A 12,594-nucleotide genomic window follows, 5' to 3' on the forward strand; every position below is an offset into this window, starting at 1 on the left:
GAAAGCCAACTTCTCATTTACTAGTAAGTTGTTGAAGGAAATGGTTATTTGGTCTAAGGTTGGTCCAGTGTTCGCGTTGTCCCGAACGCTATTCTGGCATCCCGTTATAACCAGCAAAATATAGTCGATAGTTTAATCTTTCCTGGAGGCTGCGGCTAGTAACAATCGTGTTTACATTGACGGGATCTTTTATTGGCATGGATTGCCAGAATCTTTATCTGACTGGGCGAAGTGGAAGTTGGTTAGAGGCAAAATCAGGAGGATGTCGTGAAATCTGAGCGTGCTTGGGCCGGTATTATCTGTGGGTTCTTTCTATTTATCGTGGTTTGTTTATCACTACTGTTACATATGAAAGGCGCCTTTCGGGCTACCGGTCACCCTGAGCTCGGGCTGCTGTTCTTTTTGCTCCCCGGTGCGGCGGCAAGCTGCCTCTCTCCCGGGCAGCGGGTACTGCGTCCGCTTATTGGCGCGATGCTGGCTGCACCTGTCTGTCTGGTGGTTATGCGGCTTTTCTTTGTGACCGAGCGTTCTTTCTGGCAGGAACTGGCGTGGCTGTTTAGCGCGGTGTTCTGGTGCGCGCTGGGCGCGCTGTGCTTTTTGTTTATTTGCGCCTGGCTTGATACCAGACGCAGGCACTCGTCAGAGGAGTGAGCCGTCTCAGGCGAACAGGCCGAGATTCTCTTTCGCCCAGGCTTCAAAGTCAGTGCAGCCGCCAATGTGCTTCTGATCGACAAAAATCTGCGGTACGGTTTCAACCGGTTTACCCACGGTTTTTTCCAGGTCGGCTTTGCTGATGCCTTCTGCGTGAATATCAATATAGCGATAGTTAAAATCATCACGCTCGTTGCTCAGTTTTTCCGCCAGCTCTTTGGCGCGAACGCAATAGGGGCAGCCTGGACGGCCAAAAATTACCGTAAACATAGTCCTTCTCCTTAAACCTCAGCCGGATGGCGAATGCCGCGTATCATGCCGCGTTATGTCGAGGAGGGAAAGAAGGTTCTGCCTTTTGCTTCGATGGCTTAAGGCTATGTTTGGTAAATATTCTGCTGATGAAACCGCTATACTCCCCTGATACGCGACCGGTTTTTGCCCGGGAGCGTGCATGATTTTGACCGAAGGAGCGTTATGCGATCGCCCGCTGCATTACCAAAAAGCATTCTGGTAGTCGAGATTATCGGCATGGTGCTGTTGACCCTGGCCTGGCTCTCGCTCAACCAGTACGTCAGCCTGCCCGAGCCGTTTTCCAGCCCAACGGCGGCGCTGCTGATGATCTTCGCGGGGATCCTGCTGATGCTTCCGGCCGCCGTGGCGTTAATGTGGCGAGTGGCGAAAGTGATTGCCCCGCAGTTGACGCAAACGAAAACCCCACCTTCTTCATTGCCTGACAGAGAAAAACGAGATGACGCCGACCATTGAGCTGCTGCGTAGCCACCGTTCTATTCGCCATTTTACCGACGCGCCGATAAGCGACGAACAGCGCGCCGCGATTATTGCCAGCGCGCAGGGCGCTTCCAGCTCCAGTTTTTTACAATGCTCCTCAATTATTCGCGTTACCGACCCGGAAATACGCCAACAGCTGGTCCCGCTGAGCGGCGGCCAGCAGCACGTAGCGCAGGCCGCTGAATTTTGGGTATTCTGCGCTGATTTCAATCGCAATCTGCAAATCTGCCCGGACGCTCAGCTGGGCCTCGCCGAACAGCTGCTGCTGGGCTGCGTCGATACCGCGATTCTGGCGCAGAATGCGCTGGTGGCGGCGGAATCCCTTGGCCTCGGCGGCGTCTATATTGGCGGCCTGCGCAACAATATCGATGCGGTGACCGAGCTGATGAAGCTCCCGCAGCACGTACTGCCGCTGTTTGGCCTGTGCCTTGGCTGGCCGGACGATAACCCGGAGGTGAAACCGCGCATGCCGTCGGCGATGCTGGTGCATGAAAATCACTATCAGCCGGTGGACGACGCGGTGCTTGCGGAATATGACGAGCAGATAGCGCAGTATTATCTCTCTCGCGGCAGCAATACGCGTCGCGATACCTGGAGCGACCATATCCGTCGGACTATTGTTAAAGAGAGCCGTCCGTTTATTCTGCAATATCTGCATAAGCAGGGATGGGCTACGCGCTGATTGCGTGTAAACTGCCCTCGGTCTGACGCAAGGAAATTCCGCAGGTCAGCGCTAATTGACTACCAGAGGCCCGCCAGAGCGGGTCTTTTCGCAGAGGTGCAGGGTGAAAATTGCCATATTATCCCGGGATGGAACGCTTTATTCATGTCGACGCCTGCGCGAAGCCGCGCAAAAACGCGGACACCAGGTGGAAATCCTCGATCCGCTTTCCTGTTATATGAACGTCAGCCCGGTGGCCTCGTCGATTCACTATAAAGGTCGCCAGCTCCCGCATTTCGACGCCGTGATCCCGCGCATTGGCACGGCGATCACCTACTATGGTACCGCGGCGCTGCGTCAGTTTGAGCTGCTGGGCAGCTATCCGCTGAATGAATCGGTGGCGATTACCCGCGCCCGCGACAAGCTGCGCTCGCTCCAGCTGCTGGCCCGTCAGGGGATCGATCTGCCGCTCACCGGTATTGCCCATTCGCCAGACGATACCAGCGACCTGATTGCCATGGTTGGCGGCGCGCCGCTGGTGGTAAAGCTGGTGGAGGGTACCCAGGGCATCGGCGTCGTGCTGGCCGAAACGCGCCAGGCGGCAGAGAGCGTCATCGACGCTTTTCGCGGCCTGAATGCGCATATTCTGGTGCAGGAGTATATCGCCGAGGCGAAGGGGCGGGACGTGCGCTGCCTCGTGGTGGGTAATGAAGTGGTGGCGGCAATTGAACGGCGGGCGAAGGAGGGGGATTTTCGCTCTAACCTGCATCGCGGCGGCGTGGCGTCGGTGGCGTATATCAGCGAGCAGGAGCGTGAAATGGCCATCAAGGCCGCGCAAACGCTCGGGCTGGACGTGGCCGGCGTTGATATCCTGCGCGCCGCGCGCGGTCCTCTGGTGATGGAGGTCAATGCTTCTCCTGGGCTGGAAGGAATTGAAACCACCACCGGCGTCGATATTGCCGGCAAAATGATCGCCTGGATCGAACGACAAGCCACGCCCGGATTTTGTCTGAAAATGGGCGGATAATTCCCTTTCACGACACCGTCATGGTACAGGACGCTTTTTTTGCGTAAGCTATGGCGTCGCATTTTTCACAGTAAGAGGTCACAGGTCATATGGATTCACTGGTCGTTCCGGGTCTTGATACGTTACGTCAATGGCTCGACGAATTGGGCATCAGCTTTTTTGAGTGTGATTCCTGCCAGGCACTGCACCTGCCGCATATGCAAAATTTCGAAGGCATTTTTGATGCCAAACTTGACCTGGTGGATAACGTGGTGCTTTTCTCCGCGCTGGCAGAGGTGAAACCCTCCGCGCTGCTGCCGCTCTCCGCCGATCTTTCTGCGATTAACGCCAGTTCGTTGACGGTGAAAGCTTTCCTCGATATTCAGGATGATAATCTGCCGAAGCTGGTGGTGTGCCAGGCCTTGACCGTAGGCGTCGGCGTGACGATCGATCAGTTCGCGTGGTTTTTCCGCCAGAGCGAAGAACAGATATCGATGGTCATCCTCGAAGCCAGCGCCAATCAGGTGCTGTATAAGTCTGAGGAAGAAGAGCCGGTGGCTGAGAATATTCAGTACCATTTTCTTCACTAAGCCTGTCGAAAAATAGCGCAGCCACTGCCATAGCGGCTGCGTATTACATGCTTTTATTCTGCTATTAACCTTTCGGAAAAGAATTTTTCACCGCCATTCCGCCGCTTTCGGCTTATCACATAGACCCTTATTGCATAAAAAATTGATAAAAGCCGTTTTTTTACCTGGGCTATAGCCTCTTATTCTGGCTACAGTTATTCTGACGCTGCTTCCAGTTGCGGGCAACCATTCCGGGAGAGGTCCTCTCTCCTTTTCTTAGGCAATGAAAAAATATGCATGATTATTGCATGCGAACAAGTGCGTATATTCAGCCCGCTTGTTAACGGGCATTGAGAAGGAATAAGAGATATGACCGCCTTTGGTAAAAAATGGTTAACAGGTCTGGTTACGGGTGCGCTGATGGCCGTTTCTGCCGGTTCGCTCGCAGCCGAACAAAAAACCCTACATGTTTATAACTGGTCTGATTATATTGCGCCGGATACGGTGGCGAATTTTGAAAAAGAGACCGGTATTAAAGTGGTGTATGACGTCTTTGACTCCAACGAAGTGCTGGAGGGTAAGCTCATGGCGGGCAGCACCGGTTTTGACCTGGTGGTGCCGTCGGCGAGCTTCCTTGAGCGCCAGCTGGCGGCCGGGGTATTCCAGCCGCTGGATAAAAGTAAGCTTCCCAACTGGAAAAATCTCGACCCGGAAGTATTGAAGCTGGTCGCGAAGCACGACCCCGACAATAAATACGCGATCCCGTACCTGTGGGCGACAACCGGCATAGGCTATAACATCGATAAAGTGAAAGCCGTGCTGGGCAAAGATGCGCCGCTGGACAGCTGGGATCTGGTGATGAAGCCGGAAAACCTGGAAAAGCTGAAAAGCTGCGGCGTCTCCTTCCTGGATGCCCCGGAAGAGATTTTCGCCACCGTGCTGAACTATCTCGGCAAAGATCCTAACAGTACTAAAGCCGATGATTACACCGGCCCGGCGACCGATCTGCTGCTGAAGCTGCGTCCGAATATTCGCTATTTCCACTCCTCTCAGTACATCAACGACCTGGCGAACGGTGATATCTGCGTCGCTATCGGCTGGGCGGGGGACGTATGGCAGGCGGCTAACCGGGCGAAAGAAGCGAAAAACGGGGTGAATGTTTCCTACTATATTCCGAAAGAGGGCGCGCTGGCGTTCTTCGACGTCTTCGCCATGCCGGCGGATGCGAAAAACAAAGATGAGGCTTATCAGTTCCTGAACTATCTGATGCGTCCGGATGTTATCGCCCACATCAGCGATCATGTCTATTACGCTAACGGCAACAAAGCCTCTGTTCCGCTGGTCAGCGAAGCGATCCGCAATAATCCGGCCATTTACCCGCCGGCTGACGTCTTCGCCAAGCTGTTCACCTTGAAAGTCCAGGATCCGAAAATCGACCGCGTGCGTACTCGCGCGTGGACGAAGGTGAAAAGCGGTAAGTAATTCTCCGTGAGTTGTAGGCCGGATAAGCGTCGCGCTGCCGGCAACAGGCGCACCGCGATGGTGCGCCTGCACCATGATTTGATTTCTGCCGGAGAACACCCCGTGAATGATGTGATTCCTCGCCCGCAGGCGAAAACCCCCAAAGCGCTGACCCCGCTGCTGGAAATCCGTAATTTAACCAAGTCCTTCGATGGCCAGCACGCCGTCGATGACGTCAATCTCACCATTTATAAAGGCGAAATTTTTGCCCTGCTGGGCGCATCCGGCTGCGGCAAGTCAACCCTGCTGCGCATGCTGGCGGGATTTGAACAGCCTACCGCCGGACAGATTGTCCTGGATGGCGTCGATCTGGCGCGGGTGCCGCCGTATCAGCGGCCGATTAATATGATGTTCCAGTCCTACGCGCTGTTTCCCCATATGACGGTGGAGCAGAATATCGCCTTTGGCCTCAAGCAGGACAAATTGCCCAAGGCCGAAATCACCAGCCGGGTGCAGGAGATGCTGGCGCTGGTGCATATGCAGGAGTTCGCAAAGCGTAAACCGCATCAGCTCTCTGGCGGCCAGCGTCAGCGCGTGGCCCTGGCCCGCAGCCTGGCGAAAAGACCGAAACTGCTGCTGCTTGATGAGCCAATGGGGGCGCTGGATAAGAAGCTGCGCGACAGGATGCAGCTGGAAGTGGTCGATATCCTTGAGCGCGTCGGCGTTACCTGCGTGATGGTGACCCACGATCAGGAAGAGGCGATGACCATGGCGGGGCGTATCGCCATTATGAACCGCGGCAAGTTCGTGCAAATCGGCGAGCCGGAGGAAATCTACGAGCACCCGACCACCCGCTACAGCGCGGAGTTTATCGGCTCGGTCAACGTCTTTGAAGGGTTGGTGAAAGAGCGGCAGGAAGATGGCCTGGTGCTGGACTCTCCGGGCCTGACCCATCCGCTGAAGGTCGATCCCGATGCCTCTGTCGTCGATAACGTGCCGGTGTGGGTGGCCCTGCGCCCGGAAAAAATCATGCTCTGCGAAGACCCGCCCGCGGATGGCTATAACTTCGCGGTGGGCGAGGTTATCTATATTGCCTATCTCGGCGACCTGTCTATCTACCATGTGCGCCTGAAAAGCGGGCAGATGCTGAGCGCTCAGCTGCAAAACGAACACCGTTACCGTAAAGGGGCGCCCACCTGGGGTGATGAGGTGCGTTTGTGCTGGGATGCCGATAGCTGCGTCGTGTTGACGGTGTAAGGAGAGGGCGATGAGTACATTAGAACCCCCGTCAGGCGTAAAAAAACCTGGCGGTTTTGCGCTGTGGCTGGCGCGGCTGCAGATGGCCCACGGGCGCAAGCTGGTTATTGCGCTGCCCTACGTGTGGCTGATCCTGCTGTTTCTGCTGCCGTTCCTGATCGTCTTTAAAATCAGCCTGGCGGAGATGGCGCGGGCGATCCCACCCTATACCGATCTGCTGGAGTGGGCCGACGGTCAGCTTACGTTAACGCTGAATCTCGGGAATTTCCTGCAGCTCACCGACGATCCGCTCTATTTTGAAGCGTATCTGCAATCGCTTCAGGTGGCGGCGATCTCGACGTTCTGCTGCCTGCTGTTGGGGTATCCGCTGGCGTGGGCGGTGGCGCACAGTAAGCCATCGACGCGAAATATTCTGCTGCTGCTGGTGATCCTGCCGTCATGGACCTCCTTCCTGATCCGCGTCTATGCCTGGATGGGGCTGCTGAAAAGCAACGGCGTGCTGAACAACTTCCTGCTGTGGCTGGGGGTCATCGACCAGCCGCTGGAGATCCTGCACACCAACCTGGCGGTCTATATCGGTATTGTTTACGCCTATCTGCCGTTTATGGTGCTGCCGATCTATACCGCCCTCACGCGTATCGATTACTCGCTGGTGGAGGCGTCGCTGGATCTGGGGGCCCGGCCGCTGAAGACCTTCTTCCAGGTGATCGTTCCCCTCACCAAAGGCGGGATTATTGCCGGGTCGATGCTGGTGTTTATTCCGGCAGTCGGGGAGTTCGTTATCCCGGAACTGCTGGGCGGGCCAGACAGCATTATGATTGGCCGCGTGCTGTGGCAGGAGTTTTTCAATAACCGCGACTGGCCGGTGGCGTCTGCGGTGGCGATCGTGATGCTGTTGCTGCTGATCGTACCGATCATGTGGTTCCACAAGCATCAGCAAAAACAGGTGGGGGAACACGGATGAATAATTTACCGGTAGTCCGTTCGCCGTGGCGAATTTTGATTCTGCTGCTCGGCTTTACCTTTCTGTATGCCCCGATGCTGATGCTGGTGATTTACTCGTTCAACAGCTCAAAGCTGGTGACGGTATGGGCGGGGTGGTCGACGCGCTGGTATCGCGAGCTGTTTCATGACGATGCGATGATGAGCGCGGTAGGCTTAAGTCTGACCATCGCCGCCTGCGCCGCGACGGCGGCGGTGATCCTCGGTACCATTGCCGCAGTGGTGATGGTGCGTTTTGGCCGCTTCCGCGGTTCAAACGGCTTTGCTTTTATGATCACCGCGCCGCTGGTGATGCCCGATGTGATTACCGGCCTGTCGCTGCTGCTGCTGTTTGTCGCGCTGGGGCATTCAATTGGCTGGCCGTCGGATCGCGGCATGCTGACCATCTGGCTGGCGCACGTGACCTTCTGTACCGCGTACGTCGCGGTGGTCATTTCATCGCGCCTGCGTGAGCTGGACCACTCTATTGAAGAGGCGGCGATGGATCTGGGCGCCGCGCCGCTGAAGGTCTTTTTCGTCATTACGCTGCCGATGATTATGCCGGCGGTGGTCTCCGGTTGGCTGCTGGCCTTTACGTTGTCGCTAGACGACCTGGTTATTGCCAGCTTTGTTTCCGGGCCGGGGGCGACGACGCTGCCGATGCTGGTCTTCTCCAGCGTGCGCATGGGGGTCAACCCGGAGATTAACGCCCTGGCGACGTTAATCCTCGGCGTGGTCGGGATTGTTGGTTTTATCGCCTGGTATTTGATGGCCCGCGCGGAAAAGCAGCGGGTGCGCGATATCCAGCGTGCAAGAAGCGGCTGAACCACCTAAAATCTGCAATAGAGTTAACATCGGCGCCGCATTTGTGGCGCCGTTTTCATGGAAGACTTTACGTTGGGATTGTTTACTAAAACGCGTTCGTCTCATGCTCGTCTTAACGTTCCTGCGCTGGTGCAGGTGGCGGCCTTCGCCATTATTTTAATCCGCGGCCTGGATTTGCTGATGATCCTCAACCAGCTTGGCGTTCAGGGAATCGCGGATTTTGTCCATCGCAGCGTGCAGACCTGGGCGCTTACCCTGGTGTTTCTCTCAAGTCTGGTGCTGGTATTTATTGAAATCTGGTGTGCGTTTTCGCTGGTAAAAGGGCGCAACTGGGCGCGTTGGCTGTTCCTGTTGACGCAGATTATCGTGATTGGCTACCTGTGGGCCGCTTCATTGGGCTACGGTTATCCCGAGCTGTTTAGTATTGCCGGGGAATCGAAGCGCGAAATCTTTCGCTCCCTGGTGCTGCAAAAACTACCGGATCTGCTGGTGCTGGCGATGCTGTTTGTGCCGGCCCCGTGCCGACGCTTTTTCCGTTTACAGTAACGGTGATACAATCCCCGCCCCTGTTTTTTTGAAGGTCTTGTTATGCAATGCGCACTTTATGACGCGGGCCGCTGCCGCTCCTGCCAGTGGCTGGAACTGCCGGTATCCCAACAGCTCGCCGATAAAATGTCCGATCTGCGCGCGCTTCTCGCCGATGCGCCCGTCGCTGAATGGTGCGCACCGGTTTGCGGGCCGGAAAGCGGGTTTCGCAACAAAGCGAAAATGGTGGTCAGCGGTAGCGTGGAGCGCCCGCTGCTCGGGATGCTGCACCGTGATGGCGCCCCGGAAGACCTGACCGACTGCCCACTTTATCCGCAAAGCTTCGCGCCCGTCTTCGCTGCGCTCAAGCCGTTTATCGCCCGCGCCGGGCTCACGCCCTATAACGTTGCCCGCAGGCGCGGAGAGCTGAAGTACATTCTGCTGACCGAAAGCCGGCTCGACGGCGGTATGATGCTGCGCTTTGTCCTGCGCTCGGAGACCAAGCTTGCCCAGCTGCGCGCCGCGCTGCCGGAGCTTCAGGCGCTGCTGCCGCAGCTGCAGGTGATTACCGCCAATATTCAGCCGGTGCATATGGCCATCATGGAAGGAGAGCGGGAAATTTTCCTCACCGACCAGCAGGCGCTGGCGGAAAATTTCAACGGCGTGCCGCTGTGGATCCGCCCGCAAAGCTTCTTTCAGACCAACCCTGTGGTAGCCAGCCGCCTGTATGCCACCGCTCGCGACTGGGTGCGCCAGCTGCCGGTCAACCATATGTGGGATCTCTTCTGCGGGGTGGGCGGCTTTGGTCTGCACAGCGCAACGCCTGAGATGCGCCTGACCGGGATTGAAATTGCCCCGGAGGCGATCGCCTGCGCGAAGCAGTCGGCGGCGCAGCTCGGGCTGAATAATCTGCATTTTCAGGCGCTCGATTCCACGCAGTTTGCGACCGGCGAAGGCGACATTCCCGATCTGGTGCTGGTGAATCCGCCGCGTCGCGGTATCGGCGACGGCCTGTGCGACTATTTAAACCGTATGGCGCCAGGCTTTATTATCTACTCCAGCTGCAACGCCCGGACGATGGCGAAAGATATCGCTCGCCTGGCCGGTTATCGCATTGAGCGCGTCCAGCTGTTCGATATGTTCCCCCATACCGCCCACTATGAGGTGCTGACCCTGCTGGTTCGCGAAGTATAAACAAAATGTGAACTCTTCAGGCGGTGAAGATCGGGTAAGCTTGGCTAATCAGAACGTAAGAATAGCGGAGTGCTGCCGGTGGCAAAAAAAATCCTGTTGGTTGAAGATGATGAAGATATCGCCGCGTTGCTGCGCCTGAATCTGCTGGATGAGGGTTATCAGATTGTCCACGTGGCGGACGGAGCCCAGGCCCTGCGCCTGCTGGAAAAAGAGCTTTGGGATGCGGTGATCCTCGACCTGATGCTGCCGGGTGTAGACGGTCTGGAAATTTGTCGGCGCATTCGTCAGCAAACCCGCTATCTGCCGGTGATTATTATCAGCGCTCGCGCCAGCGAAACCCAGCGGGTACAGGGGCTGGAGATGGGAGCGGATGATTATCTGGCCAAACCGTTTTCGATTCTCGAACTGACCGCCCGGGTCAAAGCGGTGTTCCGTCGTCAGGAGGCGATGGGGCAGAATCTGCTGATGGATGCCGGTCGTATCGCCAGCCATGGTTTAAGCATTGACCCCTTGTCGCGCGACGTTAAGCTGCGCGGCGAGACGGTGGATCTGACGCCGCGCGAGTTCGACCTGCTCTACTACTTTGCCCGCCATCCGGGAGAGGTCTTTTCCCGCCTTGAGCTGCTTGATCGGGTGTGGGGCTATCAGCACGACGGCTATGAGCATACGGTCAATACCCATATCAACCGCCTGCGCACCAAAATTGAGCGCGACCCGGCGGAGCCGGACATCATTCTGACCGTCTGGGGAAAAGGCTATAAATTTGCCGTGGAGCGCAAAGAGGCGCAGCCATGATCCGCCGTCTCAGCCTCAGCCAGCGCCTGGCGCTGGTGTTTACCTCACTGCTGCTGCTCTGTGCCATAGCCGTTTGTCTGATCCAGCTGTACAGCAGCGCGCAGTACGGCAATGTCATGGTCCAGCGTCTCTCCGCCGGGCTGGCGCAGCAGATCGCCGCCCGCGAGCCGCTGCTGGACGCTCAGGGGCAGGTTGATCGCCGGATGCTGAAGCCGCTTTTTGATCGGCTGATGACCTTCAATCCTAGCGTGGAGCTGTATCTGCTTTCGCCCGACGGCGAGCTGCTGGCCGACGCCGCGCCGCCGGGGCATATTAAGCGCCAGCGCATCGATCTGGCGCCGGTGCAAACGTTTCTTTCCGGCGGCGCCTGGCCGGTGTACGGCGACGATCCGCGCAGCCTTGATAAGCAAAAGGTGTTTAGCGTGGCGCCGCTGCGCCAGGACGGCCAGCTGCGCGGCTATCTCTACATTATCCTGCAGGGTGAAACCTTTAATGAACTGGCGGCGAGCGCCTGGCAGAAAACCTTGTGGAGCCTGCTGCTGTGGACTCTGCTGCTGGTGGCCGGTCTCGGCGGGCTGGCTGGCTGGCTTGCCTGGTTCTGGGTAACGCGCCCGGTGCGTCAGCTCACCGCGCTGGTGGCAACCGACAGCCAGGACAGTATTCATGCGATCAAGGCGCTGGCGGCGCAAACTCCGGAGGCGAACCCGGGGAATGAAGTGGCCGTGCTGCATAATCGCTTTATTGAACTGGCCCGCCAGATTGCCGGGCAGTGGGACCGTCTGGCCGACAGCGATCGCCAGCGGCGAGAATTTGTCGCCAATATCTCCCACGATTTACGCACGCCGCTCACCTCTTTGCTGGGATATCTGGAAACGTTAAGCCTGAAGGCCGATCGCTTGACGATGGAGGAGAACAAGCAGTATCTGAATATCGCCCTGCGCCAGGGGAACAAGGTCCGCCATCTTTCTCAGCAGCTGTTTGAGCTGGCTCGCCTGGAGCACGGAGGGATTAAGCCGCAGCCGGAAACCTTCGTGCTGGCTGAGCTGGTGCAGGATGTCGCGCAAAAATTCGACCTGGCAATCGCGACGCGCAATATCGGTTTACAGCTGGATCTGGCCACCGGGCTACCGCCGATAACGGCGGATCTCTCGATGATTGAACGGGTGCTGACTAATCTGCTCGATAACGCCATTCGCCATACGCCGGAAGGTGGGCTTATCCGCCTGACGGCGCGTCGCTCAGGGCCGGAATTTATCGTCGAGGTGGCCGATAGCGGACCGGGCGTTGCCGGTGAGCTGCGGGCAACCTTGTTCGAACGGCCTTCGGTGCTTGAACCTGGCGCGCAAAGCGCATCACGAGGGGGACTGGGTTTGATGATTGTGCGACGGATGCTGCAGCTGCACGGCGGCGATATTCGCCTGCTTGAAGCGCCGGCAGGGGCCTGTTTCCAGTTTACCCTGCCGGTTTAAGGTGGCGGATTGGCCGATCGCGATACCGGTCTATCGCTGTCTGCGGGCCGGTAGCCCGGGTAAGGCGTTTACGCCGCAACCCGGGGAATGCGCCGGGATTGAGGCTTTAGTGCGGCTTCGTCCCGGGCCGCGCTGCGCTTGCCCGGGCTACGGGGCCACGGCTGTCTGCGGGCCGGAAGGCGTTTACGCCGCAACCCGGGGAGTGCGCCGGGGTTGAGGCTTTGGTGCGGCTTCGTCCCGGGCCACGCTGCGCTTGCCCGGGCTACGGGGCTACGACTGTCTGCGGGCCGGTAGCCCGGGTAAGGCGTTTACGCCGCAACCCGGGGAGTGCGCCGGGATTGAGGCTTTAGTGCGGCTTCGTCCCGGGCCGCGCTGCGCTTGCCCGGGCTACGGGGCCACGGCTGTCTGCGG

Annotated in this window: 14 protein-coding genes; 13 read left to right on the forward strand and 1 reads right to left on the reverse strand. The window is 57.7% G+C overall.

Annotated features, from left to right (window positions below; all coding sequences use genetic code 11):
* The first annotated feature begins 267 nt into the window (after nucleotides 1-267).
* Nucleotides 268-651, forward strand: a complete 384-nt coding sequence (gene ybjM / locus ABLU88_RS27835; protein WP_004849358.1) for an inner membrane protein YbjM — start codon at nucleotides 268-270, stop codon at nucleotides 649-651.
* Between the two features lie 6 nt (nucleotides 652-657).
* On the opposite strand, the gene ABLU88_RS27840 is transcribed toward ybjM, so the two are convergent.
* A complete protein-coding gene (locus ABLU88_RS27840; RefSeq protein WP_004100567.1) occupies nucleotides 658-921 on the reverse strand; it encodes a GrxA family glutaredoxin in 264 nt (87 codons plus the stop codon).
* A gap of 204 nt (nucleotides 922-1,125) precedes the next feature.
* Here ABLU88_RS27840 and ABLU88_RS27845 point away from each other — a divergent pair, with 204 nt between their 5' ends.
* From ABLU88_RS27845 to ABLU88_RS27900, 12 genes are all read left to right on the forward strand, one after another.
* Nucleotides 1,126-1,416 (forward strand): YbjC family protein, encoded by a 291-nt coding sequence (locus ABLU88_RS27845; protein WP_122117710.1) that lies wholly within the window; start codon nucleotides 1,126-1,128, stop codon nucleotides 1,414-1,416.
* Nucleotides 1,400-2,122 carry a nitroreductase NfsA gene (gene nfsA, locus ABLU88_RS27850; protein WP_348838779.1) on the forward strand — a complete coding sequence of 241 codons (723 nt, stop codon included), beginning with the start codon at nucleotides 1,400-1,402 and terminating at the stop codon, nucleotides 2,120-2,122. The genes ABLU88_RS27845 and nfsA overlap by 17 nt, the downstream gene beginning before the upstream one ends.
* Before the next feature lie 103 nt (nucleotides 2,123-2,225).
* On the forward strand, nucleotides 2,226-3,128 hold the full coding sequence (gene rimK, locus ABLU88_RS27855; protein ID WP_009653278.1) for a 30S ribosomal protein S6--L-glutamate ligase: 903 nt from the start codon (nucleotides 2,226-2,228) through the stop codon (nucleotides 3,126-3,128).
* Between the two features lie 89 nt (nucleotides 3,129-3,217).
* A complete protein-coding gene (locus ABLU88_RS27860; RefSeq protein WP_004849367.1) occupies nucleotides 3,218-3,697 on the forward strand; it encodes a YbjN domain-containing protein in 480 nt (159 codons plus the stop codon).
* Between the two features lie 348 nt (nucleotides 3,698-4,045).
* Nucleotides 4,046-5,158, forward strand: a complete 1,113-nt coding sequence (gene potF, locus ABLU88_RS27865) for a spermidine/putrescine ABC transporter substrate-binding protein PotF (protein ID WP_004849369.1) — start codon at nucleotides 4,046-4,048, stop codon at nucleotides 5,156-5,158.
* A 102-nt stretch (nucleotides 5,159-5,260) separates the two neighbouring features.
* Complete coding sequence (gene potG, locus ABLU88_RS27870; protein WP_004134592.1) at nucleotides 5,261-6,394, forward strand: putrescine ABC transporter ATP-binding subunit PotG; 1,134 nt, start codon at nucleotides 5,261-5,263, stop codon at nucleotides 6,392-6,394.
* A gap of 10 nt (nucleotides 6,395-6,404) precedes the next feature.
* On the forward strand, nucleotides 6,405-7,358 hold the full coding sequence (potH, locus tag ABLU88_RS27875; protein ID WP_014228601.1) for a putrescine ABC transporter permease PotH: 954 nt from the start codon (nucleotides 6,405-6,407) through the stop codon (nucleotides 7,356-7,358).
* A complete protein-coding gene (gene potI / locus ABLU88_RS27880; protein ID WP_004130847.1) occupies nucleotides 7,355-8,200 on the forward strand; it encodes a putrescine ABC transporter permease PotI in 846 nt (281 codons plus the stop codon). Before potH ends, potI begins: the two co-directional genes overlap by 4 nt.
* A gap of 57 nt (nucleotides 8,201-8,257) precedes the next feature.
* Nucleotides 8,258-8,746 carry a YbjO family protein gene (locus ABLU88_RS27885; RefSeq protein ID WP_004100588.1) on the forward strand — a complete coding sequence of 163 codons (489 nt, stop codon included), beginning with the start codon at nucleotides 8,258-8,260 and terminating at the stop codon, nucleotides 8,744-8,746.
* Nucleotides 8,747-8,788: 42 nt separating this feature from the next.
* Entirely contained in the window at nucleotides 8,789-9,919 is a 1,131-nt protein-coding gene (gene rlmC, locus ABLU88_RS27890; RefSeq protein ID WP_201162624.1) for a 23S rRNA (uracil(747)-C(5))-methyltransferase RlmC, read from the forward strand.
* Between the two features lie 78 nt (nucleotides 9,920-9,997).
* Nucleotides 9,998-10,714 carry a response regulator transcription factor gene (locus tag ABLU88_RS27895; protein WP_004849381.1) on the forward strand — a complete coding sequence of 239 codons (717 nt, stop codon included), beginning with the start codon at nucleotides 9,998-10,000 and terminating at the stop codon, nucleotides 10,712-10,714.
* Complete coding sequence (locus ABLU88_RS27900; protein ID WP_049079567.1) at nucleotides 10,711-12,183, forward strand: ATP-binding protein; 1,473 nt, start codon at nucleotides 10,711-10,713, stop codon at nucleotides 12,181-12,183. The genes ABLU88_RS27895 and ABLU88_RS27900 overlap by 4 nt, the downstream gene beginning before the upstream one ends.
* Nucleotides 12,184-12,594: the final 411 nt, after the last annotated feature.

It is taken from the genome of Klebsiella sp. GW_Kp182, from assembly GCF_040062275.1.
GTDB classification, from domain to species: domain Bacteria; phylum Pseudomonadota; class Gammaproteobacteria; order Enterobacterales; family Enterobacteriaceae; genus Klebsiella; species Klebsiella michiganensis.

Coding starts and splice junctions, on each gene's coding strand:
- ABLU88_RS27840 (WP_004100567.1), bottom strand. CDS start 921: ATGTTTACGGTAATTTTTGGCCGTCCAGGCTGCCCCTATTGCGTTCGC.
- ABLU88_RS27845 (WP_122117710.1), top strand. CDS start 1,126: ATGCGATCGCCCGCTGCATTACCAAAAAGCATTCTGGTAGTCGAGATT.
- nfsA (WP_348838779.1), top strand. CDS start 1,400: ATGACGCCGACCATTGAGCTGCTGCGTAGCCACCGTTCTATTCGCCAT.
- ABLU88_RS27860 (WP_004849367.1), top strand. CDS start 3,218: ATGGATTCACTGGTCGTTCCGGGTCTTGATACGTTACGTCAATGGCTC.
- potF (WP_004849369.1), top strand. CDS start 4,046: ATGACCGCCTTTGGTAAAAAATGGTTAACAGGTCTGGTTACGGGTGCG.
- potH (WP_014228601.1), top strand. CDS start 6,405: ATGAGTACATTAGAACCCCCGTCAGGCGTAAAAAAACCTGGCGGTTTT.
- potI (WP_004130847.1), top strand. CDS start 7,355: ATGAATAATTTACCGGTAGTCCGTTCGCCGTGGCGAATTTTGATTCTG.
- ABLU88_RS27885 (WP_004100588.1), top strand. CDS start 8,258: ATGGAAGACTTTACGTTGGGATTGTTTACTAAAACGCGTTCGTCTCAT.
- rlmC (WP_201162624.1), top strand. CDS start 8,789: ATGCAATGCGCACTTTATGACGCGGGCCGCTGCCGCTCCTGCCAGTGG.
- ABLU88_RS27900 (WP_049079567.1), top strand. CDS start 10,711: ATGATCCGCCGTCTCAGCCTCAGCCAGCGCCTGGCGCTGGTGTTTACC.